Genomic DNA, 20,290 nt, shown 5'->3' with positions numbered 1-20,290 from the left:
GGCGGCAATCCGGACGCCGTCGCGTCTTCTCAGGATCGGACCGGCGCTGCGGGGGACGGTGGATCAGGCATCGATGCAACCGGAGCGCAAGGGATGCCGCCGCATGAGACCGATGCGGCGATCCGATCGATGGTCGATCGATTGGCCGCGCGCCTGGAAAGCTCTCCGCGGGATGTCGACGGATGGACGCGCCTCATGCGCTCTCGTGTCGTGCTGGGAGAGAAGGAGGTCGCGGTCGCGGCTTTCCGGAAAGCGCTCGATGTATTCAAGGACGAGGCGGCGGCATCGGCCACGATTTCGGCCGCCGCGACCGAGCTTGGCCTGAAGACCGAATGAGTTCGGTTCCTCAGCGGAAATAGAACGGTGTCGAAAACCGAAGCTGACCGGAGGATGCGCCCGCGGGCGGCGGAGGAAATGGTGCCGCGCGCCTGACCGCGGCGAGCGCCGCCTGATCGAGACTTGCATTTCCGGACGAGCGTGCAAGCCGCACGTACGTCAGGCCGCCGCCCTTGGAAACGCCGAACGAGACGACCGCCGTGCCGCGCATGCCGCGTCCGGATGGCCGGTTGGCCGCGACGCGGGCCCGTACGCGAGCCGCATAGCCGCTGATGTCGCCTGCGCTGGCCGAGGCGCGAGCCGGTGCGCTGCGACTGCTGGCCTGACCACTGGATTGCGCGCCGCCCTGCTTCGCCGCACGCTCGGCTTTCTTGTCGTTCGCGGTCTTCTTTTCCGGCTTCGTTTCCCGCGGGCGTACCGGGGCGTCGCGTTGCCGCTTCTCATCTTGCTCAGCCACCCGTCTGGGCTGGGCAGGCTCGGGTGTCTCGGAGGCGGGCTCCGGCATCGACGGCATAACAATGTCGGATGGCGGCTCGAAAACGGGCAACGCCGGCGCCTCTGCCGTTTGCTTCGGCGGCTCAGCCTCCGCGACCGGTTGAGGATGGTCGGGTTCTTCCTGCCGTTTTTCTGGCTCGGCGGGCGCCGCGGCAGCAGTGCTTTCGGCCGCGGAGCCTTTGACGGGCGCGACCGCGGATGCCGCCGCGGGGCTGGCACTCGCCTCCGGCGTCGCCATCTGCTCCACGACGTCGGACGCCAGCCACTCCACGCTGATCGCATCCGTCGGTATCACGAGCGCGCCGGTGTCGCGGATCGCCCAGACGTTGAAGGCCAGTCCGATTGCGGCGTGAACGACAAGGGCAACGGCGGCGCAGACGAAGGTCGTTCGAGAGCGGATCCTCTCGCCGGCGAGCATCGTGCGCATCTCGCGCGGCAGGATCGTCTCTATCCAGCCGGCGGAGCCGACCTCGTCGTAAGCATGAGACATCGCCATGTCTGCGCTGGCCACGATCCCGGCTCCCGTGCCGACAGTTCAGCGTGAATTCAACTCGTGCCGGAGTGCGTCAAAGCGTTCGACCTGCTCTGCAATCAGATTGCGGGCTTCGTCGCGGCGCACGAAAATCTTGAACATCGCCTCGCCGTCCTCGCTGAAGAACTGTACGGAGCGCGACTCGCGACCCATGAACGGCCGCGAGACGAACACGACGGCTTTGCAGTTCTCGGCGCGGATATGGCCGCCGATGGGGCTGTCTCCGTGGATATTGTAGTAGCCGCGGGCGAAGGTGCCGGGCGGTAATGGCCCCTCACATTCGAGCACGATGTGTCGCGTATGCACGATGAAGAGCACCGGACCCCAGCCTTCGATGGCTTTCATCACGTCGGCGAAGCGCGTGCCATCGATCACCGTTCGGTGAGCTTCCGGCAACGCGCGCACGACATCCAAGGTGCTGACGCCGTACTCAGAGGCGATCTGCTCCAGAATGCCGTCTGCGTTTCCGGCCAGCCGCTCGACCAGTGTCGGGCGTTCGGCCTTGGTCTCGATCTCGGCAGTCATGGCCATCACTCCGCAGCGATGCGCCGGCCGTCCGACGTGACGGTCTGCAGGACGTGGAAGCCCTCGAACTCCGGATGACCGAGATAGAGCGGTGCGTTGCCGCCCGCGCCGGCGTGGGCTTTACGGAACTGCTCCGACTTGGTCCAGGCCTCGAAATCGGCGAACGAGCGCCAGATCGTGTGCGAGGAGTAGAGGACGTGATCCTCGCGCTCCGGACCCTTCAACAGGTGGAACTCGACGAAACCTGCCATCTCGTTGAGGTGCGTATCGCGGGACAGCCAAACGTGCTCGAAATCCTTCTCCGAGCCTTTGATCACCTTGAAGCGGTTCATGGCGATGAACATGGACGCGATCTCCTTTTTCTTTTGCAGTCAAACGGACGACCGCGGCCTCGTTTTCAGAGACCGCGGTCAACGTGCTTCGGCGCTGTTTTCGGGGCCTAGTCGGCTCCGAACCGCATGGTCAACCCGACGCGTGCGCCGATACCCGGGCTGTTGTACTGATCGAGATGCTGGCGGTACGTCTCGTCGAACACGTTGTCGATATTGAGGTTCAAGGTCGTATTTGCGGTGGCCTCGTACTGAGCGAAGAGATCGACGACGTTGTAGGGGTCGGTGTGCTGGAAGGCCCTGGTGTCGCCTTCCTCGAAACGATCCTGCTCGGCGACAAAGCGCACGCGGCCGCCCGCCACAAGCTTTTCGTCGAATGCCCGGAAACCGGCCGTCACTGTAATCTGATCCGCCGGTACCGAGTAGAGGCCGAGACCTGTGTCATCGTTCTTGCCGCGGATGCGGTGTGCGTTGACGCCCGCGAACCACTGCCCCGCGTCATAGAACGCCTCGAGCTCGATACCGTCCAGCGTCGCGTTGTTGACGTTCTGGTATTGGACGTAGTCGTCCTCGAAGAATGGTACGCCGAAGAATTTGCGGAACGTGCCGCGGATCACCATGCCGAATTCCATTTCGTCGATCGGTCCATCGACGCTCACGATATCGATATAGTCGCTGACCTCGTTGCGGAATGCGGTCACCTTGGCCCGGAAGCGGTCGCCGGTGGTGATTACGTTGTCGAACTTCAGGTTGACGCCGCCTTCGACGTTCTGTGCGACCTCGGGCTTGAGCTCCGGATTGGGGCGGATCTGGAAGTTCGCAAAGACGGGATGGGTACCGCTCATCAGCGTCTCCGAGAGCGCCGGCGCCCGGAAGCCCTCGGCCCAGGTGCCGAACACCGTCACGCCCTGGACCGGCGTCACGGCAAGGGTGACCTTGGGCGAGACGTGCTCGTCCTGGACATTCACCCCGTTGCCGTCGAGCTCGTAATTATCGTAGCGCAGCGCGCCGATCACATCGACGATGTCAAAGAACGTGATCTTGCTTTGTACGAAGCTGCCCCAGATGTTGCGCTCTCCCGAAGGAGTGAACTCGTCGCCGCTGCCCGTGGCGTCGACCGTGTCCACCTGGTCGCGGAAGCCATCGACGCCGTAGGTGAGCGCGACGTCGACACCGCTGGCTGCGTTGAAGCGCGACGTGTTGAAGACATCGAAACCGTCGGTTTCGGCGTTGAAGCTCCGCTGGGCGCCGGCCGGATTGACGCCGCTGATGTAGAAGCAGGGGATGTTCGTCGTCAGGGGCGGCGAGGGAGGCGGATCGGAGAATGCAGCGCCGCATGTGATGGCGCCAGGGGCATTGGTCAGCGACATGTAGCTCGCGTCGCCCGTGCTCAAGCGCGTCTGATCGACATTGGTCTCGTTGCGGTAGATCTTTCCGCTGAAGTCGATCAGCGGGTTGGTGGGGCTCTTGAACGTATAGCCGAGCGTATACTGGCGATTTTCGACTTCGCTGTCGTAATTTACCGACGCGCCGCCGCCCTCGATCTCGTCGGTGAAGGCGGAATTGTAGTCGATCAGCGAGGCCGTGATCTGCTGGCCCTCGCCGGGACGGATCCGCATTTTGACCAGCTTGGAGTCGGTCTCGTCGTTCGAGCCGGGCACATCGTTGCCGTCGCCGTCCTCGTAATCGTTGTTCCAACGGCCGTTGAACTGGCCCAGGATGTCGAAGTTTCCGACTTTGACGGCCGTCGTGCCGCTGGCGAGCTTTTCATTTCCGTTCGTGCCGTAGCTCGTCTTCGACTGCACTGCGGCGTATTCGCCGGGCTTCAGGATGTCGTCGGCGTCGAGTGTCTCGAAGGCAGCGACGCCGCCGATGGCGCCGGAGCCGTAGATCGTCGCCGTCGGACCGCGCGTGATGTCGACGCGCTTGATCATCTCAGGCTCGATGTAGAAGACGCCGTTGGCGCTGTGACCCGAGCGCTGGAAGTTCTGGCGGGCGCCGTCCACCAGCACGTTCACTCGCCCGAAATCCTGAAGGCCGCGGATGTTGATCGCCGTTGCCGTGTCGCCGGCGGTCTCCTGGGTTGTCACGCCCGGGATCGTGCGCAGGACCTCCGACACGCGGTCGGCATTGAACTGCTCGTCCAGCTGCTCACGGTTGACCGCGCTCGATCCTGAAAGCGCGTCGATGGCGCTCTCCTCGGTTTTGGTGGATGTCACGACGATGCCGTCGAGAAGGATTTCTTGTGCGGATGCAGACGCACTTACCGAGCAAATGACACCGGCAGCAAGCAGCAGCCGCCTCGACGCACACTTAGACATGACTCACCCAGCCCTCTCGCACGCATGTTGCGCGCGCATTTCCCCAATGGCTGGCTGGCTAGAGTGCAGGCGTGGATACGCAAAACACTTGGCTGGCTGACCTGCGCCGAGCCCACTCCATGAGCAGCGGCAACCGGCTCCCACGCCGGTCTCGCTAGCAATATAAATCTTGAATATTGTCGTCAATATTATATTTCAGATCTGCGTCTGCGGTGTTGCAAACGAAGCGCACCGGCGAAAATGGCGGCTGTAACCGCGCTTGGTGCTCCCGCCGCCAATCACCTGTTCATCAACAGAGGACACGAATGATTAACGCTCTCATGCGGCTCGCCGTGCGCCTTTTCCTGCTGCTGGCGATTACGGCCAGCGTAGCGGTGGATGCATCGGCGCAAGACGGCGGTAAGGCGTACGATACGACGCGCATCGTTTCCGTCGGCGGGGACGTGACAGAGATCCTGTATGAGCTCGGCATGGGTGACAGTATCGTCGCGGTCGATACGACGAGCGTCTTTCCGAAGCCGGGCGTCTCGCAGAAGAAGAGCGTCGGATATATGCGTGCCCTCTCGTCCGAGGGCGTGCTGGCCACGGGGCCGACGCTGATCCTCGCGACCGACACGGCTGGCCCGCCGGAGGTTGTCGCGGCGCTCAAGGCGTCTTCCGTGCCTTTTGTCACGATCGATGCGCCAGACACACCCGACGGCGTGCGGGAAAAGGTCGAGCTGGTGGCCAAGATCACCGGTAAGGCGGATGCTGGCGCGGCACTGGCCAACCGCATCGGCGCTGAATTCGAAGCTGCGGCGCAAACGCGAGCGCGCATCACCAAACCTGTGCGTGCGCTGTTTCTTCTTTCCGTCCAGAGCGGGCGCGCGCTTGCGGGCGGGCGCCACACGGCGGCCGACGCGATGCTGGCGCTCGCTGGGGCGGAGAATGTCATCACGGCGTTCGACGGATACAAGCCGCTCTCGGGTGAGGCCGCGCTCGAACTGGCGCCGGAGGCGATCGTGGTCATGAAAGCTGCGCCGGGTCACCGCGCGACCGAGGCGGCGGGCCCGATCGCGACGGAGATCGCGGCCATTCAAGGATTGGCGGCAACGCCTGCCGTCAAGGCCGGCAGGATCATCGAGTTCGACGGCAGCCTGATGCTGCAGTTCGGGCCGCGCGCACCGGCGGCGGCGCGCGAGCTGATGAAGATCTTCTATCCCGAGACCGCGAGTGTGCCCGAGGCCAAGTAGCGGATGCTGAAAATCACGGCCGAACCGGTTGACAAAGCGTCGATAAGGCGACGCCCGCGTGCGGCGAACCTCGTGAGAGCGCTCGCGATTGCGTTGGGCGTGTTCGCGCTTCTGTCGCTTTCCGTGGGGCCGACGGGCGTAACACTCGAAGCCGTGCCCCGCGCCGTGCTGGAGCTTCTGGGCTACGCCGAACGGTCGAGCCGACACGAGGCGCTCGTTCTGTTCGATATCCGTCTCCCGCGCACGCTGCTTGCCATTTACGTCGGCGCCGCGCTCGCGGTTGCGGGTGCGATGATGCAGGGCATGTTCCGCAATCCGCTGGCGGACCCCGGGCTGATCGGCGTTTCTTCAGGGGCGGCGCTGGCCGCCGTCAGCGTGATCGCATTCGGGCATGTGCTGTTTCCGAGTGTCATGGTGGTGCTCGGCGTTTATGCGTTGCCGCTGGCGGCGTTCATCGGCGGCATCGCCGTGACGGCGCTGCTGGTCGCGGTCACGAGCGGCCGCCGGACGGTTTCGACGGGGGCCCTGCTGCTCGCCGGCATCGCGGTGGCGGCGCTTGCCCAAGCGCTGATGGGGCTCGTCGCCTACCTCTCCGATGACCGTGCGTTGCGCGATCTTACGTTGTGGACGCTCGGCAGCCTCGCCGGCGCGAGCTGGGGCAAGGTGATCGGCGCCCTGCCGCTCGCCGTCATGCTGGCAATGCTGCTTCCACGCCTCGTGCGGGACCTCAATGGACTTCTGCTTGGCGAGGCGGAGGCCTATCATCTTGGCGTCGACATCCGGCGCGCAAAGTACCTGATCGTGCTGGCCACGGCGGCCGCGGTGGGCGCCGCCGTCGCGGTTGCCGGTATTGTCGGATTTATCGGCATCGTAACGCCGCATATCGTTCGGCTGCTTGCAGGCCCCGATCATCGCGTGCTGCTGCCGGCGAGCGCGATGCTCGGGGCGACGATCGTGCTTGCGGCCGATATGCTCGCGCGCGTGATCGTTGCGCCCGCCGAGTTGCCGCTCGGGATCGTCACCGCCATCGTCGGAGCGCCGTTTTTCCTGCATCTCGTCCTGCGCCGGGGTGTCCATGGCTAGTGCGCCCGCCGCAGTCGAGGCCATGGGCGTTTTTTTCGACGTCGGAGCCATGCGACTGGTCGACGACGTGCATCTCACTGCTCGTGCCGGTGAGGTTGTTGGCATTCTGGGGCCGAACGGCGCCGGAAAGTCGACGTTTCTCAAGCTTGTCTCCGGCGAGCTCGTGCCGACATCGGGACGCATTCTTCTCGATGGGTTGCCGATTGCAGGAACAGAACCCATCTCGCTCGCGCGGCGGCGCGCGGTGGTTCCGCAATCTTCGCAGCTCATGTTTCCGTTTACCGCGATCGAGGTTGTGATGCTCGGATCGTCCGTTCCGGGGTTTGTTCATGGCGGGGCCTCTGCCGAAGCGGAGAGGGTGCTGGAGCGGGTGGGGCTGATCGAGCTTGCGGACCGCAACTATACCGACCTGTCGGGGGGCGAGCGGCAGCGTGTGCATATTGCGCGCGCCATGTGCCAGCTTGCGACGGCGCGGCGGCTTCCGGGTGAAACGCCGTTGCTGCTCGTCGACGAGCCGACCTCGAATCTCGACATCGGTCACCAGCGATTGGTGCTGCGCGCGATACGGGAGATAGCGGCGGAAGGCGCGGTTGTGCTCGCCGTGCTGCACGACATCAATCTCGCGGCCGGCTATTGCGATCTGCTGGCGCTCATGCGGAATGGCGCCATGATCGCTTGCGGCCCACCGGGAGACATCGTGCGCGACGATTTGCTGTCGCAGACCTTCGGCTGCGATCTCGACGCCAACACGACGCCGTCGAGAACGCCGTTTGTGCTTCCGATCACGCGAGATGAAGCAAAGGACTGATATTCGGATCGGGCCGGCGGGTCAGGTCTCTTCGCCGCGAGTCACCTCGGCCCATGAATCGTCGTTCTCGTAGACCTTGACGCTGTGGCTCTCGGGCAGCCTTTCCAGGAACCAGTGGGCGATGATCTCGGCGGTCGGATTCGCCAGGCCTTCGATGTCATTCAGCAACTTGTGATCGAGGCGCTCGACCAGAGGTGCGACGGCTTTGTCGACCTCAAAAAAGTCCATGACGAAGCCGTTGGGCTGGACGCCGCCCTGGAATGTTATGACCACAGAATAGTTGTGCCCGTGCAGATTCCGGCAACGATGGCCCTCGGGCAGCATCGGCAGAAAGTGTGCTGACTCAAATCTGTAGACTCTGCTTATTTTCGCTCGCATCCGCGGCTGCTTCCTTATCGTTACTTTTCGGCTCGATGATGCTTCTCGACGAGCGCGCAGACCTCCTCGACCGTGAGCTCGACATAGAGCATGGACGAGAACGGGGCTTGGCCTACGGGGATCGTCACCACCGTTTTTCCGTCGTAGGGATTGAGCCTCACCGAAGAGATGGCGTGGATCGCCACCTTGACGGGCTGGGAAAAGCGGTTGGCGGACTTGTCATAGCTCGCCCATGCATCGAGAAACATCATCATACCCTCATCTCTGACGGATCGGCCGTCCGGGAACGGCGCGTTTTGTGACGGCGTCCGGCTGCCTCGCATGCGGCATCCCACGGCACTCGCATCGGCATAGGCATCCGTCTTGCGCGTGGAGACGATGGCTCCCGCAACGCCTTCTGCGCCGAGAGCAAGCTCTAGGATCTCTGCACACAGTGCTTCTTGCGTATTAAACCGCCTCTCTGCAACGATATTTTTGATGCCGGGGCGCAGGTAATCATAGTCGACAACCGACCCGATCGAATCTCCGGGCTTTAAAGGGCGATCCACCTGAAGCTCGACGTTGATCAGGAGCCGTTGGGGCTTGCCTTGCTCGTGCGGATGCACGCCGATGTCAACCAGGACCTCGAAGCCTTCCAGGAATAGTGTTGTCTCGCGCACGGGGCCTCACAGATCAGACAGGAATGCGACGTCGCGGTCATGGGGGGCAAGGCTCTCGCCGCCGTCAATGGTTATGACCTGGTCGTTCAGTGACGGGCTCGTGAGTATGAATTCGGCGGCGCGCGCGACCTGTTCCGGCGTGCAGCCTCGGCGTAGAGGGTTCATTTTTTGTCCGGCCTCAAAGTTGGCTTCGGATTGCTTGCCGCTGACCAAAGTTATTCCGGGGGCTATGCCGCAAACCCGGACGCGGGGCGCGAGCGCGCGTGCCATCATGTGGGTCGCGCCGAAGAGCGCGTACTTGCTCATGGTGTAGGAGAAATAGTCCGGGTTCAGCCCGTAGATCTTGTTGTCCAGGACGTTGACGATGCAGCCGTCGGCCTCACCGGGTAAAGCGGCGACAAAGCTCTGCGCCAGATGTACGGGCGCGATGGCGTTGACGACCATGGCGCGCGTCAACGCTTCCTCGGTCAACGTGCCGAAGGTGTCGTACTCGAAAAGCGAGGCGTTGTTCACGAGCGCCACGAGCCCCGGACAGAGCGCAAATGCTTCCGTCATGCAGCGTGACCGCGCCTCGTGATCGCTGAGGTCGGCTTCAACCAGGCTCGCGGAACCGCCGCCGCCCGTGATTGAACGCAGCAAATCGTTCGCCTCGCTCTTGCTCCGGCTGAAATGGATGACCACATGCCATCCCGAGGTGGCGAGCCTGGTCGCGACGGCGGCCCCGATGCGCTTTGCGCTGCCTGTAATGAGGACGCCTTTCAACGCGTTGGTCTTTCTTGGTTTGGGAACGCGGGACGATTTCTGCCTACGTGTGGCGGCCAGTGGCCGCTTGCTATTTGGGCTGCGGCTCGCGGGTTGTGCAAGCCGGACGTCCGGTCGCATTTAACGCATAGCGCTAGACGCCTTGAACGCGCCATATTGTTTCGACAAATAGTTTGTCGAAAGGCGCTGATCATGAATATTCGCGAGCTCTCGAAGCTCACCGGACAGGCCGAACGGCAGATCCGGTACATGATCGCAGAAGGGTTCGTTCCCCCTCCTTCCGGGGGACGGGCCACGGCAGACTACGGAGAGGACCATGTAACGGCCATACGCCGCTATACCGTGCTGAGGCAACAAGGACTTCCGCCTCAGGCCATCCGGGTCCTCCTCGCGAGTGGACAGTCGGCTCCTTTCCCGGTGGCCCCCGGTATCGTGCTCCATGTCGAGCCTCACCTGATTGGTACCTCCATGGATGTCGATGCCTTGGCTCAACGGATCAGACAGGTGTTGAGAGTCATTCTCCAGGAGCCGACCGATGCCCAACAGCATCCCCACGCTGCACGCCGACGATCCCGTTAGCAGACTGATCGACCGCTCCACGCGCCGTCCCGGCTATTTTCCCGTTCCACTCATTGCCACGTCCTACAACATCACTCTCGCCGGCGGCCTCGCTTCCGTTACCGCCCGGCGCACCTTCCGCAATCAGGAAGCCGCCACCATCGAGGCGACGCTCACGTTCCCCGTTCCCGTGCACGCCGTGCTCTATGCGCTCGAAGCGCGGATCGGCGGACGCGTGGTGAAGGCGGTTGCCAAGGACAAGTCCGCCGCGCGCGAGAGTTATGAGGACGCCGTCGACCGCGGCAAGACGGCGGTGCTGCATGAGGAACTGCTCAAGGGCGTCCATATGCTTTCCGTGGCGCATGTGGCGCCGGGCACCGAGATCGAGGTGACAGCGCGCTTCGCGCAGCCTCTGGCGCATGTCGGCGGTCGCATGATGCTCAGAATCCCGACCACGGTCGGCGATGTCTATGGCGTGTCGGGGTTGTCCGATTGCGACGAACTCGTGCACGGCGGACCCGTTTCGGCCGCGGACCTCACGGTCCATTGCGAGGCGGGCGCAACCGCGCTGATCCACGGTGCGGCGATCGCAGGAACGACGCGGGTTGCGCTCGACCGGCCGATCAGTATCGAGGTGCAAGGCTGGACCGCACGCGACATCCTCGGACGTACGGCAGCGGGCGAAGCCTTCAATCTCGGGATCGCGCCGGCCTGCGAGGGCGAAGCCGATTTGGATGTAGCGTTCCTGATCGACCATTCGGGCTCGATGGATACCACGTGCACAACCGGCGCGCGGATCTCGAAGCATGCCGCCGTCCTGCTCGGACTCAACGAGGCTGCCCGCGGCTTCAGGGAGACGGACCGGATCAACCTCTGGCAGTTCGACGATACCGCTGAAGATCTCGGCACCGCGCATGGAACGCATGTCAGCGGGCTCATCCGGATGCTGGCGCCGCCGCGCGGCGGCACGGAGATCGGGAGCGCCATCGAGGCATTGCTGGCGCAGCGTGCGTCACGCGACATCGTTCTGGTGACGGATGGCATGTCGCATGCCTTGGACGTCCTGGCTCTCGCCGCCACCGGCGCCCGGTTCTCGGTGGTGCTGATCGGTGACGACAGCCTGGAAGCCAATGTCGGGCATCTGGCAGCACTCAGCGGCGGCGAGATCTTCGTTGCAGACGGGGCGGACGTTGGCGGGGCGCTGAAAAGCGTCGTCGCGTCGTTGCGGGCAGCGCAGCCTGATGTTCCACTCACGAGCGGCGTGCTACCTCTTGCAAGCGGCAGACGTAGTGGCATGCAGCTCGTTGCGAGCAGAACGGCTGCGGTGACCGATAGCGAGGCGCCGGAGGCGACCCGCGCCGCCGGTGCCTATGTGGCGAGCTTGCGTCTCGCGCATCTTACGGCTGCAGATGCGGCGAAGCTTGCGGTGGCCGAGGGACTCGTGACTCATCTCACCAGCCTGATCCTCGTCGATGAGGAAGGGGCGGCGCAGGAGGGCTTGCCGGCCATGCGCAAGGTCGAGCTACCGATGCCGGCAACATACGCGCCTGCCCGCATGGGGTTCGGTGGAGTCGTGTCCGGGATACGGGAGGCCGACGTGCCGGATGCACATTGTAACCTGCTGGCCGATTTCGACGACGAATCGGGGGAGGGCCGCATTCGGGTTGCGCGAAGCGCTCGACCGGGCGCAGGTTCGCGATCGGTTTCGCATTCTCATGGCCTGTTCAGCTTCGGAAGAGCGCGACAGGTCGAGGTGAAGCGCTCGCTGAAACTGCCGGCACCCGAGGCGGACGACGGCGGCTCGCAGGCGCCGCGTCTGACGCAGATGCCGCGGCGCATCGACTGGCGGAGCGAGGGGCAGAACCTTGTGCAGGGCAATATGGTCGGCCTTCCCCACGATATTGCCGACGCTATCGATGCCGCGGCGCGAGTCGGGGTGGTGAAGCGTACGGCGAAGAAGCTCGGCATCTCGGCGCGCGTGCTGGTCATCGGGCTCATGGCGCGGGCGGCCTCGGGGAAAGACCGCCACGCCGAGCGCGTCTATCGTGCGATCCTCGTCAAGGCGAGGACGCGGGATATTTCGCACGTAGCGGAACGGCTTGGACTTTCGATCGCGGACATCCGCGGTGCAGGTCCGGCGTAGGACGCCAATGCAGGCTAGCGCAACTTCGTTTCGACAAGGCGCTCGGCGAGCGCCTTGTCGTACTGCCGGGCCAAAGCGAGCCACACGCCGGCGAGCGGGATAGAGGCAAGCGCAACCAGTGCCAATGGCCAGCCCATGGACTTGGTGAGGCCGTTGAAGATGGCACCCGAGAGCGCGTCGCCGCCTCTGTAAACGACTGTGTCGATGAAGTTCTGCGCCTTGTAGCGTTCGTCGGCGTCGACGGCGGTGTAGAGCACCTTGGTCGCAGGGTTCGCCAGCGCGAAGGCGGCCACGCGCTCGGCGACCATGATCGCGGCGACGACATGCAACTCCGGCATGGACGCATAGATGGCAAGCCCGACGATCGTGAAAACGGGCAGAACCGCAGCGGCGGCGCCGATGCCAAATCGCGCCATGATGCGTCCGGCGACGAACACCTGGACGAGTACGGTCAGGATGCTCGTGATCAGGTCGCGTTCGGCAAAGAATTGTACGCGCTCGGTCGCGTCCTTGATGGTCTCGCCGGCGAGGCGGGATTGCTCGAGGTAGAAGAAAGTCGAGAGCAGGTTGGCGAGCAGGATGTAAGCGGCGATGCGGAGCAGATAGCTGTCGCGGAAGACGCGCTCGGCGCCCGAGAGCAAGGTGCGCAGTGTCGGCGGAGCCTCCGCGATGCCGTTTTTCTGCGCCGAGCCCGCGATCGTTCGCAGCCATATGGAGAGCGCAGCTGCGACGAGGAATACCAGGGCCGCCACGAGAAGCAGGTTTTCACCTCCGACAACGGGAACGAGCATGTTCGCCGCGAACGGGCCAAGAACCGCGCCGGTCGTACCGCCGGCCGCGATGAAGCCGTAGAGGCGCTTGGCCTGCTCGCTGTCGTAGATGTCCGACATCAAGATCCAGAACAGCGAGACGACGAAAAGGTTGAACACGCTGGCGAAGACGAAGAAGGCGCCGCCGAGATGCCCGCCGCTCGTGCTGCCGAGTCCAAGCCAGAAGACGACCATCACGGCAACGAACAGGGCGTAGATGGCGGGAAGCACCGCCCGGCGCGGGATGCGTGCCACGATCCATCCGAAGATGGGCACAGCCATGAGCATGACGACGAAGACGAGGAGGAACCAGAGCTGGCGCTGGTCGGCCGTGGCTTCCGCGCTGACGTTCTCGCGCACGGGACGAATGAGGTAGTAGCCGCCGAGAACCAGCGCAAAGGTTAAGAACGTGCCGAGAGCGGTTGCGACCTCGCTGCGCTCGATGGAGACGACGCGGCGCAGAAGCTCGAGGGCAGACGCGGGCGTCCGCTGCGTTTCATCGTCCGATGTCATGTGCTCCCGGTCCCCCTTTGCGTCCCCGGCCCCTTCATCTCATAAAAATGAAGATGAGAACTCACAACAAGGTTGTTTGGCAGGCCCGGCAAAGGGGGTAAGTTCGGTAGCGTCGTCATGCGGCGGAAAGATCGGCGGACGGAAGGGGACCATGCTGAGACTTCGAATGAGAGCCGATCTCGGTCTCCGTGGCGCTGTGGTTGCCGTTGTGCTCGCCGTTTTGGCTGGACCGGCGGATGCCGCCTACAAGCTCTGCGCGCTTCGCGATGGGCCGCGGGGGCCCTGCACGTGCAAGAACGACGGGGATGGTGCCGGACAGTTCACGGTGGTGCCCATGAGCCGTTGCAAGAGCGCTCAGCCGGATGCCGCGAAGGCGGGTGCTGCCGCGGCCCCTGCGACGCCCCCCGGATCCGGAGGGACTTCCGCGCCTGCCGTTGCCGCCCCCGCTACGCCTCCTGCCGCAGCGGCTGCGGCTCCCTCGTCACCTGCTCCGGCTGCTGAAGCCCCTCAATCTCCTCCGGTTGCGGCTCAAGCGCCGGCAGCTCCCGCGGATGCTTTGCCTCCCGCCACGGCGGCGCTGCCTGCTTCGGGCGGGAAGCTCGATGAGATCCGTGCGCGGGGCAAGCTTCTTTGCGGCGTGAACACCGGGCTGCTCGGCTTCTCCGCTCAGAGCGGATCCGGCACGTGGGCGGGGCTCGACGCCGATTTCTGCCGGGCACTGGCGGCCGCCGTGTTCGGCAGCGCCGACAAGGCGGAGTTCATTCCGCTCGAGACGAACGAGCGGTTCGACGCGCTCAAGAGCGGCAAGATCGATGTTCTTTCGCGCAACACGACGTGGACGATGAACCGCGAGGTCGATCTCGGCCTGAGGTTCGCCGGCGTCCTCTATTTCGACGGTCAGGGCTTCATGACCAGCGACGATCGCGGCTTCGTCTCGGCCCAGCAGCTTTCGGGCTCGAAGGTGTGTGTCGAAGGCGGTACGACGACGGAAAAGAACATGGCCTTCTTCTTCAAGTCGCATCAGGTCGAGGCGCAGACGATGGTATTTCCGACGCGCGAGGAGATGCTCAAGGCCTACGCGAGCGGTGCGTGCGATACCTATTCGGGCGATCGCTCGGCGCTCTTCTCCGACCGGGCCTCGTTTGCGGAGCCGGCGAAGCACGCCATCCTGCCGGAGGTCATCTCCAAGGAACCGCTCGGGCCGGTGGTGCTCAAGGGCGACGACGAGTGGGCCGAGATCGTGCGGTGGACGCTCGCGGGTCTCATCAATGCCGAGGAGGTCGGGCTCGACAAGGCGTCGGCGGCGTCCACAAATCCGCTGAGCGACGATCAGCTGCGGCTGGTCGATGGGGCTGGTGCGAGCGGAGAAAAGCTGAGACTCGGCAAGTCGTGGTTGCGCGATGTGGTGGCAGCGGTCGGTAACTACGGGGAAATGTACGAGGCGAATGTCGGCAAGGGAAGCGCGCTCGGCATGGAGCGCGGGCTCAATGCGCTCTGGAAGCGCGGTGGAATTCTCACCGCGCCGCCGATGTGGTGAGAAGCGAGCCCTCCATGTTTTTTCCGACGTCAGAATCTCTCATGCGTCTCAGCTGGAATGCATCTGCGACGATCAAAAGTGTGGCCGTCGGTTTCGGGCTCGCTCTGCTCGTGGCGGCGCCGGCGTATGCCCAACGGCAGAGAATCCCGCCGCCTGAACCCAGCTCCGAGCCTTGGGTCAGCCCGGCGGGCCTTGATGGGTTGCAGAGTGCCGTCGGCTTCTATCAGCGCATCGTTTCCGCCGGTGGCTGGCCGCGGTTGCCCGATCGCATCACGCTGAGGCCCGGCGACAGCGATGCCAATGTCGCCATCCTGCGTCGGCGTCTCGAGCTCAGCGGCGATATCAGGCCGGGGGGCGACGCATACGCCTTCGACTCCAAGCTCGAAGCCGCCGTAAAGAGCTATCAGCTGCGCAACGGTCTCGAGCCGACGGGCATCGTCTATGGGATCACGCAGCGCTCGCTCAACGTTCCGGCCGACACGCGGCTGCGGCAGCTGCAGCTCAATCTCGGCCGCATGCAGCAGCTGCTGCCGAAGCTCAATGCGCCGCGATACATCCTCATGAACTCGGCGAGCTTCGAGCTGCAGGGGATCTCGGGCGGTCGCGTCGAGGTGGTGAGCCGCACCATTGCAGGCAAACGCGCAACGCCGACGCCGGTCGTCAGCGCGACGGTGCAGGCCATCAATCTCTATCCCTACTGGTATGTGCCGGGCACGATCGCCAAGGCGGCGCTCGTGCCGCAGGTGCGCAAGGATCCGTCCTATCTCTATCGCGAGCGGATCCGTGTTTTTTCATCGTTCGGAGGCGAGGAGATCGACCCGGCGCTCGTCAACTGGTGGGGACCGGAAGCGGACCGTTATGTGTTCCGGCAGGATCCGGGGCCGCAGAACGCGCTCGGTCTCCTGCGCTTCGACATGCCGAACAAGCACATCGTCTACATGCACGATACGCCGATGAAGAATCTGTTCGGCTTTTTCGAGCGCGCCTACAGCGCCGGCTGTGTCCGGCTCGAGAACTTCGTCGGTGTCGCCGAGTGGGTGCTTGCCGGTCAGGACGGCTGGACGCGTGATGCGATAGAGGCTGCGCTGGCACAGGGTGGAGCGAAGACGATCAAGGCGGCGCGGCCTGTGCCCGTGCATTTCATCTACCTCACGGCGTGGGTGCAGAACGGGGCGGTGCTGTTCCGCAACGATCTCTACAACCGTGACGAAAGTGCGTTCGACGGCGGCGAGGATGTGGCCGCGCGTGCCATGCCGACAACGATCGCGCCTTAGCAAAGTGTGGTCCTGCCTTGACTAGTGCAGGGCCGCGCAGATGGCGTCGAGGCCGTCGGTCAGCGCGGCGGGGCCTGGCTGTAGGATCAGCGGCGACTTGATCTCGACGATGCGGTTGTTTCTGACCGCGGGCACGCCGCTCCAGCCGTCGCGCGCCGCGAAGCTGTCGATCTTGACCTTCTTTCCGCACCACGAGGCGAGCACCACGTCGGGTGCGCGGGCGATCACGTCCTCGGATGCAACGATGCGCTCCTTAGCTTCGGGCTTGGTGCTGAGTTCGGCGAAGATGTCGGTGCCGCCGGCGATCTCGATCAGCTCCGACACCCAGCCGATGCCGGAGATCATGGGATCATTCCATTCCTCGAAGTAGACACGCGGGCGGGTCTGGCGACCCTTGGTGCCGGCGGCGACCTCTCCGAGGCGTGTTTCGAGCTTGCGTGCCAGGGCGTCCGCCTTCTCGGGTTCGCCGATCAAGGCGCCGAGCGTGCGGATCATGGCGAATATGCCGGCGAGATCGCGCTGATTGAAGAGATGGACGGCAAAGCCGGCGCGGGCGAGATCGGGGATGATCGGACCCTGGATATCGGAGAAAGCGAGGATCAGATCCGGCTTCAGAGCCGCGATCTTGCCCACGTCGGCGGAGGTGAAGGAAGAGACGCGCGGTTTTTCCTTGCGCACCTCGGGTGGTCTCACGGCATAGCCGGAGACGCCGACGATGCGGTCCTGCTCACCGAGGAGGTAGAGGGTCTCTACGGTCTCCTCGGTTAGGCAGACGAGGCGCTGTGCCGGAAAGCGGCGCAACCGGCTAGGCCGAAACGGCAGCCGTGTGCTGCGGCGGCTTTACGAGCGAAAGGGCGACGGCAGCGCGGTGGATGGCGAGGAAGCCCACGTAGGCCACGGCGTTGATGGCCAGCACCTCGCCCACGACGGCAAGCGAGAACGAGTCGCCGGCGTAGGCGGTCGCAACGCCGAAAATGTAGAGCGCGAGCTGGTAGACGGCGAAGCTTGCTGCGAACGCGGCAGCGGCGGCGAGCAGGCTCGATCCGGTCCGTCCGACGACGGCGGAAGCGGCAAAATATCCGAGGACGGATGCCGCACCGATGGCAGCTCCCCAGGCATAGGTGTCAGGCGTGTGCGGGTAGCTAAGGAGCACGAAGCCGACGGCCTGATTGACGATCCAGGAGACCAGTACGAGGATCAGGCCCTCGGTGCGACGGAGCGTGAGCGCGGCCAAAGCGGCGACGGCGGCCAGGGGAGCCACGCAGGCCAAAGCGAAGCTGCCGATGACGGTCAACCCGGCGATGAGGGCAATCCAGAGGCCGCTGCCGGCCGTGCCCGAGGTTGCAGCGCTTGTGCTGTTGGTCATGGTCTTAATCCCCTTGTCGCGTCCTTATGTGGCCATGGCGCGCTGCGCCAAGACCTCTCTATCCCTACGGATAGTAGTCTTCCGGGACGTGTCAATCGGGAAAGGGGCGCGGCATGAAGGTCTCGCGCCTCGCGGCCCGCCGTTCCGGGCTTCAGGCGGCGCGGGCCGTCCGGGCGCACGAGAGCCAAGCCTTGATGCGTTCGATGTCCGGGGGGGCGCCGTCGCGCAGGATGCGGTGGCCTGCCGGCGTCGCTGCGAAGGCAAGGACGTCGGCGCAGAGCTTCGTTTCCTCGGCGGCGGCAAGGCTTTGCGCGGTCCGATAGCCGGCGCCGGCCAGAAGCTCGGTGTGCGTGCCGCGCAGGCCCGGAACGTCGAGCATGAGGCGGCACTGGTCCTGCCAGAGCAGGATGGTTTCCGGAGAAACGTTCTTCGAATTGAAGGCGCCCGCGGCGAGATAAACCGATGCGGAGAGGAAATCCGCGACCGTCTTGATGCCGAGCGGCTCGAGGCGCTTGGCTGAGCGTGGGCCGATGGTGGGCGCGCGCTCGATGTCGTCCGTCAGGGCGAGATAGTGCTTCGGGCGCGTGGCGGCGAGGGTGAGCAGCGGTTCGGGTTTTGCCGGGGCTTCGGCCGGTGGAGCCGGTGCGGCGGGCGCGGATTTGCCGGCGACGGCGGCAACACGCTCGCGGGCGCGCTGGGCCTGCCGCGGGGCTTCGACCTCGGCGGCGTAGACGTCGCGGACGACGCGGTCGTCCTCCGGCAGTGTCGCCTCGACGCGGCCGGTGGTGATCAGCTCGTCGTACATGGCGGTGACGATGCGCCGATCCTCGGCATCGGTAAGGCGCTTGGCGAGTGTCTTGGCCGGGATCTTGACGGCGGCCATGACGGTGTCGAGCGTGAGGTCGACCTCGGGCGGGGCGACGGCCGCTTCCTCGAACGCGCGGTCGAGCACGGTGGCGAAACTTACCGCTGCATAGACCACGAGCTCGCCCAGGATTTTCCGGCTCAGCATATCGAGGCCGGACGGCGGATCGCTCACGCCTTTATCGAGGTCGTAATGGGCGATCAGGGTTTCGTAGTGCGTGTTGGCTTTCTCGGCGCCGGCGACGACCAGCTCGCGCAGCCAGCGCTCGCCGCTGCCCGCCGGGATGACCGGGTCGCCGTGCGACACGAGCCCTTCGGCACGCAGCGCGTTATAGGAGCGCGAGATCGACCACTCGGCCGCGCGGTGGATGCTGTTCTCGGCGTCCGACTGGGCGGTGTGGAACGGCTGGATCGGATCGGTGACGTAGTGGGAGAGGACGCCGGCGCTCCAGGCCGCCTCACTCCAGTCCTCCCGCGCCAACGCCGCGCAGAGCGTGCCGTACCATTCCTCGGCCTTGCCGAGCGCTCCGCCCCAGTAGCCGTCGCGCACATGCAGGACGTGGTTCTTGAAGTCCTTGAAGCTGTTGTCCGGCGCCTTGGAGCCTTCGAGATAGCGCTCGGCGTGCTTCAGGAACAGGCGCTGCCAGTATTCGGCTTCCGGACATTCGAGATGGCGCAATGCGTCGAGCGCCAGCTTGTGGTGCGTGCCTGTCGCGTGGGCGGCATAGACGATCCGGAACAGCAACGACATGCTCTCTCTCCCCAGCCGGGCGGCCGTAGCGTGTCTTTTGGGCCGAGTCGGGGGCCTTGGAGAAGGTCCGCCGCGCGCGGGGCTGTGCATGAGCGGGTCATAAGAAGTCGAGGAGCGCTTCCAGGGTCGCGTCCGGGGCTTCCTCGGGCAGGAAATGGCCGCAGTCGAGGACGTGGCCGCTGACCCAGCTCTCCGATTTTTCGCGCCAGGTGGCGAGCACGTCGAACATCTTTCCCACCGTGCCACGCGCGCCCCAGAGGGCCAGGAGCGGCATGCCGAGCTTGGCGCCGGCGGCATCGCTTTGCGTGTCGTGCACGAGGTCGATGGTGGCGGCCGCGCGGTAGTCCTCGCAGGCGGCGTGGATGGCAGCGGGATCGAAATAGGACTCGACGTAGTGGCGCAGGATCGTCTCGTCGAAGGCGTCTTCCGTCTTGCACCAGGAGGCGATGGTCTGGCGGATATAATAGTGCGTGTTGTTGGCGATCATACGCTCCGGAAGGTCCGCCGGCTGGATGAGGAAGAACCAGTGGTAGTAGGCGGTGGCGAACGCCTGGTTGGTTGCCGCAAACATCGTGGCCGTGGGGCAAATGTCGAGCACCGCAAGCCGCTTCACGGCCTCCGGGTAATCGAGGGCGAGGCGATGGGCGACGCGGCCGCCGCGGTCGTGTCCGACGAGGCGGAAGCGGTCGAAGCCCAAGGCTTGCATGAGAGCCATCTGATCGGCGGCCATGGCGCGTTTCGAATAAGCGGCGTGGTCGCCGCCGCCTGGCGGCTTGCTCGAGGCGCCGTAACCGCGCAGATCCGCTGCGACCACCGTGAAGCGGCGCGTAAGCTCGGGGGCGATCTTGCGCCAGCAGGCGTGGGTCTCGGGATACCCGTGAAGCAGGAGGAGCGGGGGCCCATCGCCCTTCACTACCGCTGCGATCTCAATGCCGTTGCCGACGGCAACGGTGTGTGATGTAAAGCCTTCGAACATCGGGGAACCTCTCTCCCCGACATTAGATAGCAAAGCGTG

19 protein-coding genes and 1 pseudogene are annotated in these 20,290 nt (G+C 64.7%); 8 read left to right on the top strand and 12 right to left on the bottom strand.

Annotated elements, in window-relative coordinates; genetic code table 11:
* Positions 1-336: pseudogene (locus tag QZV93_RS03905) on the top strand (c-type cytochrome biogenesis protein CcmI); the annotation flags it as partial.
* 10 nt (positions 337-346) lie between these two features.
* Here the strand turns inward: QZV93_RS03905 and QZV93_RS03900 are convergent.
* The 4 genes from QZV93_RS03900 to QZV93_RS03885 all read right to left on the bottom strand — a co-directional run bounded on the left by QZV93_RS03900 (position 347) and on the right by QZV93_RS03885 (position 4,538).
* The gene (locus tag QZV93_RS03900) at positions 347-1,342 is read right to left on the bottom strand and encodes a TonB family protein (RefSeq protein ID WP_295556149.1); all 996 of its coding nucleotides are present in this window, start codon (positions 1,340-1,342) and stop codon (positions 347-349) included.
* 24 nt (positions 1,343-1,366) lie between these two features.
* Positions 1,367-1,888 carry a heme utilization cystosolic carrier protein HutX gene (hutX, locus tag QZV93_RS03895; protein ID WP_295556147.1) on the bottom strand — a complete coding sequence of 174 codons (522 nt, stop codon included), beginning with the start codon at positions 1,886-1,888 and terminating at the stop codon, positions 1,367-1,369.
* 5 nt (positions 1,889-1,893) lie between these two features.
* Positions 1,894-2,232 carry an antibiotic biosynthesis monooxygenase gene (locus tag QZV93_RS03890; protein ID WP_295556146.1) on the bottom strand — a complete coding sequence of 113 codons (339 nt, stop codon included), beginning with the start codon at positions 2,230-2,232 and terminating at the stop codon, positions 1,894-1,896.
* A 95-nt stretch (positions 2,233-2,327) separates the two neighbouring features.
* Positions 2,328-4,538, bottom strand: a complete 2,211-nt coding sequence (locus tag QZV93_RS03885) for a TonB-dependent hemoglobin/transferrin/lactoferrin family receptor (RefSeq protein WP_295556145.1) — start codon at positions 4,536-4,538, stop codon at positions 2,328-2,330.
* Positions 4,539-4,843: 305 nt separating this feature from the next.
* Here QZV93_RS03885 and QZV93_RS03880 point away from each other — a divergent pair, with 305 nt between their 5' ends.
* The 3 genes from QZV93_RS03880 to QZV93_RS03870 all read left to right on the top strand — a co-directional run bounded on the left by QZV93_RS03880 (position 4,844) and on the right by QZV93_RS03870 (position 7,661).
* Positions 4,844-5,770 (top strand): ABC transporter substrate-binding protein, encoded by a 927-nt coding sequence (locus QZV93_RS03880; RefSeq protein ID WP_295556143.1) that lies wholly within the window; start codon positions 4,844-4,846, stop codon positions 5,768-5,770.
* A gap of 72 nt (positions 5,771-5,842) precedes the next feature.
* Positions 5,843-6,853, top strand: a complete 1,011-nt coding sequence (locus tag QZV93_RS03875; protein ID WP_295556125.1) for an iron ABC transporter permease — start codon at positions 5,843-5,845, stop codon at positions 6,851-6,853.
* The gene (locus tag QZV93_RS03870; RefSeq protein WP_295556124.1) at positions 6,846-7,661 is read left to right on the top strand and encodes a heme ABC transporter ATP-binding protein; all 816 of its coding nucleotides are present in this window, start codon (positions 6,846-6,848) and stop codon (positions 7,659-7,661) included. The genes QZV93_RS03875 and QZV93_RS03870 overlap by 8 nt, the downstream gene beginning before the upstream one ends.
* A 21-nt stretch (positions 7,662-7,682) precedes the next feature.
* Here QZV93_RS03870 and queD read toward each other — a convergent pair whose 3' ends face one another.
* Genes queD through QZV93_RS03855 form a run of 3 tightly spaced genes read right to left on the bottom strand, consistent with a single transcriptional unit; the run spans position 7,683 to position 9,460 of the window.
* Positions 7,683-8,039 (bottom strand): 6-carboxytetrahydropterin synthase QueD, encoded by a 357-nt coding sequence (gene queD / locus QZV93_RS03865; RefSeq protein WP_295556122.1) that lies wholly within the window; start codon positions 8,037-8,039, stop codon positions 7,683-7,685.
* A 20-nt stretch (positions 8,040-8,059) separates the two neighbouring features.
* Entirely contained in the window at positions 8,060-8,698 is a 639-nt protein-coding gene (locus QZV93_RS03860; RefSeq protein ID WP_295556121.1) for a dihydroneopterin aldolase, read from the bottom strand.
* Between the two features lie 6 nt (positions 8,699-8,704).
* A complete protein-coding gene (locus QZV93_RS03855; protein ID WP_295556119.1) occupies positions 8,705-9,460 on the bottom strand; it encodes an SDR family NAD(P)-dependent oxidoreductase in 756 nt (251 codons plus the stop codon).
* On the opposite strand from QZV93_RS03855, the gene QZV93_RS17565 reads away from it, so the two are divergent.
* Complete coding sequence (locus QZV93_RS17565; RefSeq protein ID WP_363156514.1) at positions 9,368-10,039, top strand: helix-turn-helix domain-containing protein; 672 nt, start codon at positions 9,368-9,370, stop codon at positions 10,037-10,039. The genes QZV93_RS03855 and QZV93_RS17565 overlap by 93 nt on opposite strands.
* On the top strand, positions 9,996-12,161 hold the full coding sequence (locus tag QZV93_RS03850) for a VIT domain-containing protein (RefSeq protein ID WP_295556118.1): 2,166 nt from the start codon (positions 9,996-9,998) through the stop codon (positions 12,159-12,161). The genes QZV93_RS17565 and QZV93_RS03850 overlap by 44 nt, the downstream gene beginning before the upstream one ends.
* 14 nt (positions 12,162-12,175) lie before the next feature.
* Here QZV93_RS03850 and QZV93_RS03845 read toward each other — a convergent pair whose 3' ends face one another.
* Positions 12,176-13,483, bottom strand: a complete 1,308-nt coding sequence (locus QZV93_RS03845) for an MFS transporter (protein ID WP_295556116.1) — start codon at positions 13,481-13,483, stop codon at positions 12,176-12,178.
* 151 nt (positions 13,484-13,634) lie between these two features.
* On the opposite strand from QZV93_RS03845, the gene QZV93_RS03840 reads away from it, so the two are divergent.
* Positions 13,635-15,020, top strand: a complete 1,386-nt coding sequence (locus QZV93_RS03840; protein ID WP_295556115.1) for an amino acid ABC transporter substrate-binding protein — start codon at positions 13,635-13,637, stop codon at positions 15,018-15,020.
* Between the two features lie 80 nt (positions 15,021-15,100).
* Positions 15,101-16,294, top strand: coding sequence for a L,D-transpeptidase family protein (locus tag QZV93_RS03835; protein WP_295556113.1), 1,194 nt, complete (start codon positions 15,101-15,103; stop codon positions 16,292-16,294).
* A gap of 21 nt (positions 16,295-16,315) precedes the next feature.
* Here QZV93_RS03835 and QZV93_RS03830 read toward each other — a convergent pair whose 3' ends face one another.
* The 4 genes from QZV93_RS03830 to QZV93_RS03815 all read right to left on the bottom strand — a co-directional run bounded on the left by QZV93_RS03830 (position 16,316) and on the right by QZV93_RS03815 (position 20,251).
* Complete coding sequence (locus QZV93_RS03830; protein ID WP_295556111.1) at positions 16,316-17,095, bottom strand: cobalamin-binding protein; 780 nt, start codon at positions 17,093-17,095, stop codon at positions 16,316-16,318.
* 4 nt (positions 17,096-17,099) lie between these two features.
* Positions 17,100-17,660 carry a hypothetical protein gene (locus tag QZV93_RS03825; protein ID WP_295556110.1) on the bottom strand — a complete coding sequence of 187 codons (561 nt, stop codon included), beginning with the start codon at positions 17,658-17,660 and terminating at the stop codon, positions 17,100-17,102.
* 151 nt (positions 17,661-17,811) lie between these two features.
* Positions 17,812-19,275 carry a DUF4332 domain-containing protein gene (locus QZV93_RS03820; protein WP_295556108.1) on the bottom strand — a complete coding sequence of 488 codons (1,464 nt, stop codon included), beginning with the start codon at positions 19,273-19,275 and terminating at the stop codon, positions 17,812-17,814.
* 97 nt (positions 19,276-19,372) lie between these two features.
* Entirely contained in the window at positions 19,373-20,251 is an 879-nt protein-coding gene (locus QZV93_RS03815) for an alpha/beta hydrolase (RefSeq protein WP_295556107.1), read from the bottom strand.
* Positions 20,252-20,290 lie beyond the last annotated feature (39 nt).

Origin of the sequence: uncultured Hyphomicrobium sp., assembly GCF_902826555.1 — a bacterium.
Taxonomy (GTDB): Bacteria; Pseudomonadota; Alphaproteobacteria; order Rhizobiales; family Hyphomicrobiaceae; genus Hyphomicrobium_C.
The sequence above is the reverse complement of the archived record's forward strand: the minus strand, read 5'-3'. Positions and strand labels throughout refer to the sequence as shown.

Bases quoted from the DNA above. Each gene is read 5' to 3' on its own strand.
- QZV93_RS03845 (WP_295556116.1), bottom strand. From the start codon at position 13,483: ATGACATCGGACGATGAAACGCAGCGGACGCCCGCGTCTGCCCTCGAG.
- QZV93_RS03870 (WP_295556124.1), top strand. From the start codon at position 6,846: ATGGCTAGTGCGCCCGCCGCAGTCGAGGCCATGGGCGTTTTTTTCGAC.
- QZV93_RS03880 (WP_295556143.1), top strand. From the start codon at position 4,844: ATGATTAACGCTCTCATGCGGCTCGCCGTGCGCCTTTTCCTGCTGCTG.
- queD (WP_295556122.1), bottom strand. From the start codon at position 8,039: ATGCGAGCGAAAATAAGCAGAGTCTACAGATTTGAGTCAGCACACTTT.
- QZV93_RS03825 (WP_295556110.1), bottom strand. From the start codon at position 17,660: ATGACCAACAGCACAAGCGCTGCAACCTCGGGCACGGCCGGCAGCGGC.
- QZV93_RS17565 (WP_363156514.1), top strand. From the start codon at position 9,368: ATGGATGACCACATGCCATCCCGAGGTGGCGAGCCTGGTCGCGACGGC.
- QZV93_RS03850 (WP_295556118.1), top strand. From the start codon at position 9,996: ATGCCCAACAGCATCCCCACGCTGCACGCCGACGATCCCGTTAGCAGA.
- QZV93_RS03885 (WP_295556145.1), bottom strand. From the start codon at position 4,538: ATGTCTAAGTGTGCGTCGAGGCGGCTGCTGCTTGCTGCCGGTGTCATT.
- QZV93_RS03890 (WP_295556146.1), bottom strand. From the start codon at position 2,232: ATGTTCATCGCCATGAACCGCTTCAAGGTGATCAAAGGCTCGGAGAAG.
- hutX (WP_295556147.1), bottom strand. From the start codon at position 1,888: ATGACTGCCGAGATCGAGACCAAGGCCGAACGCCCGACACTGGTCGAG.
- QZV93_RS03820 (WP_295556108.1), bottom strand. From the start codon at position 19,275: ATGTCGTTGCTGTTCCGGATCGTCTATGCCGCCCACGCGACAGGCACG.
- QZV93_RS03815 (WP_295556107.1), bottom strand. From the start codon at position 20,251: ATGTTCGAAGGCTTTACATCACACACCGTTGCCGTCGGCAACGGCATT.
- QZV93_RS03840 (WP_295556115.1), top strand. From the start codon at position 13,635: ATGCTGAGACTTCGAATGAGAGCCGATCTCGGTCTCCGTGGCGCTGTG.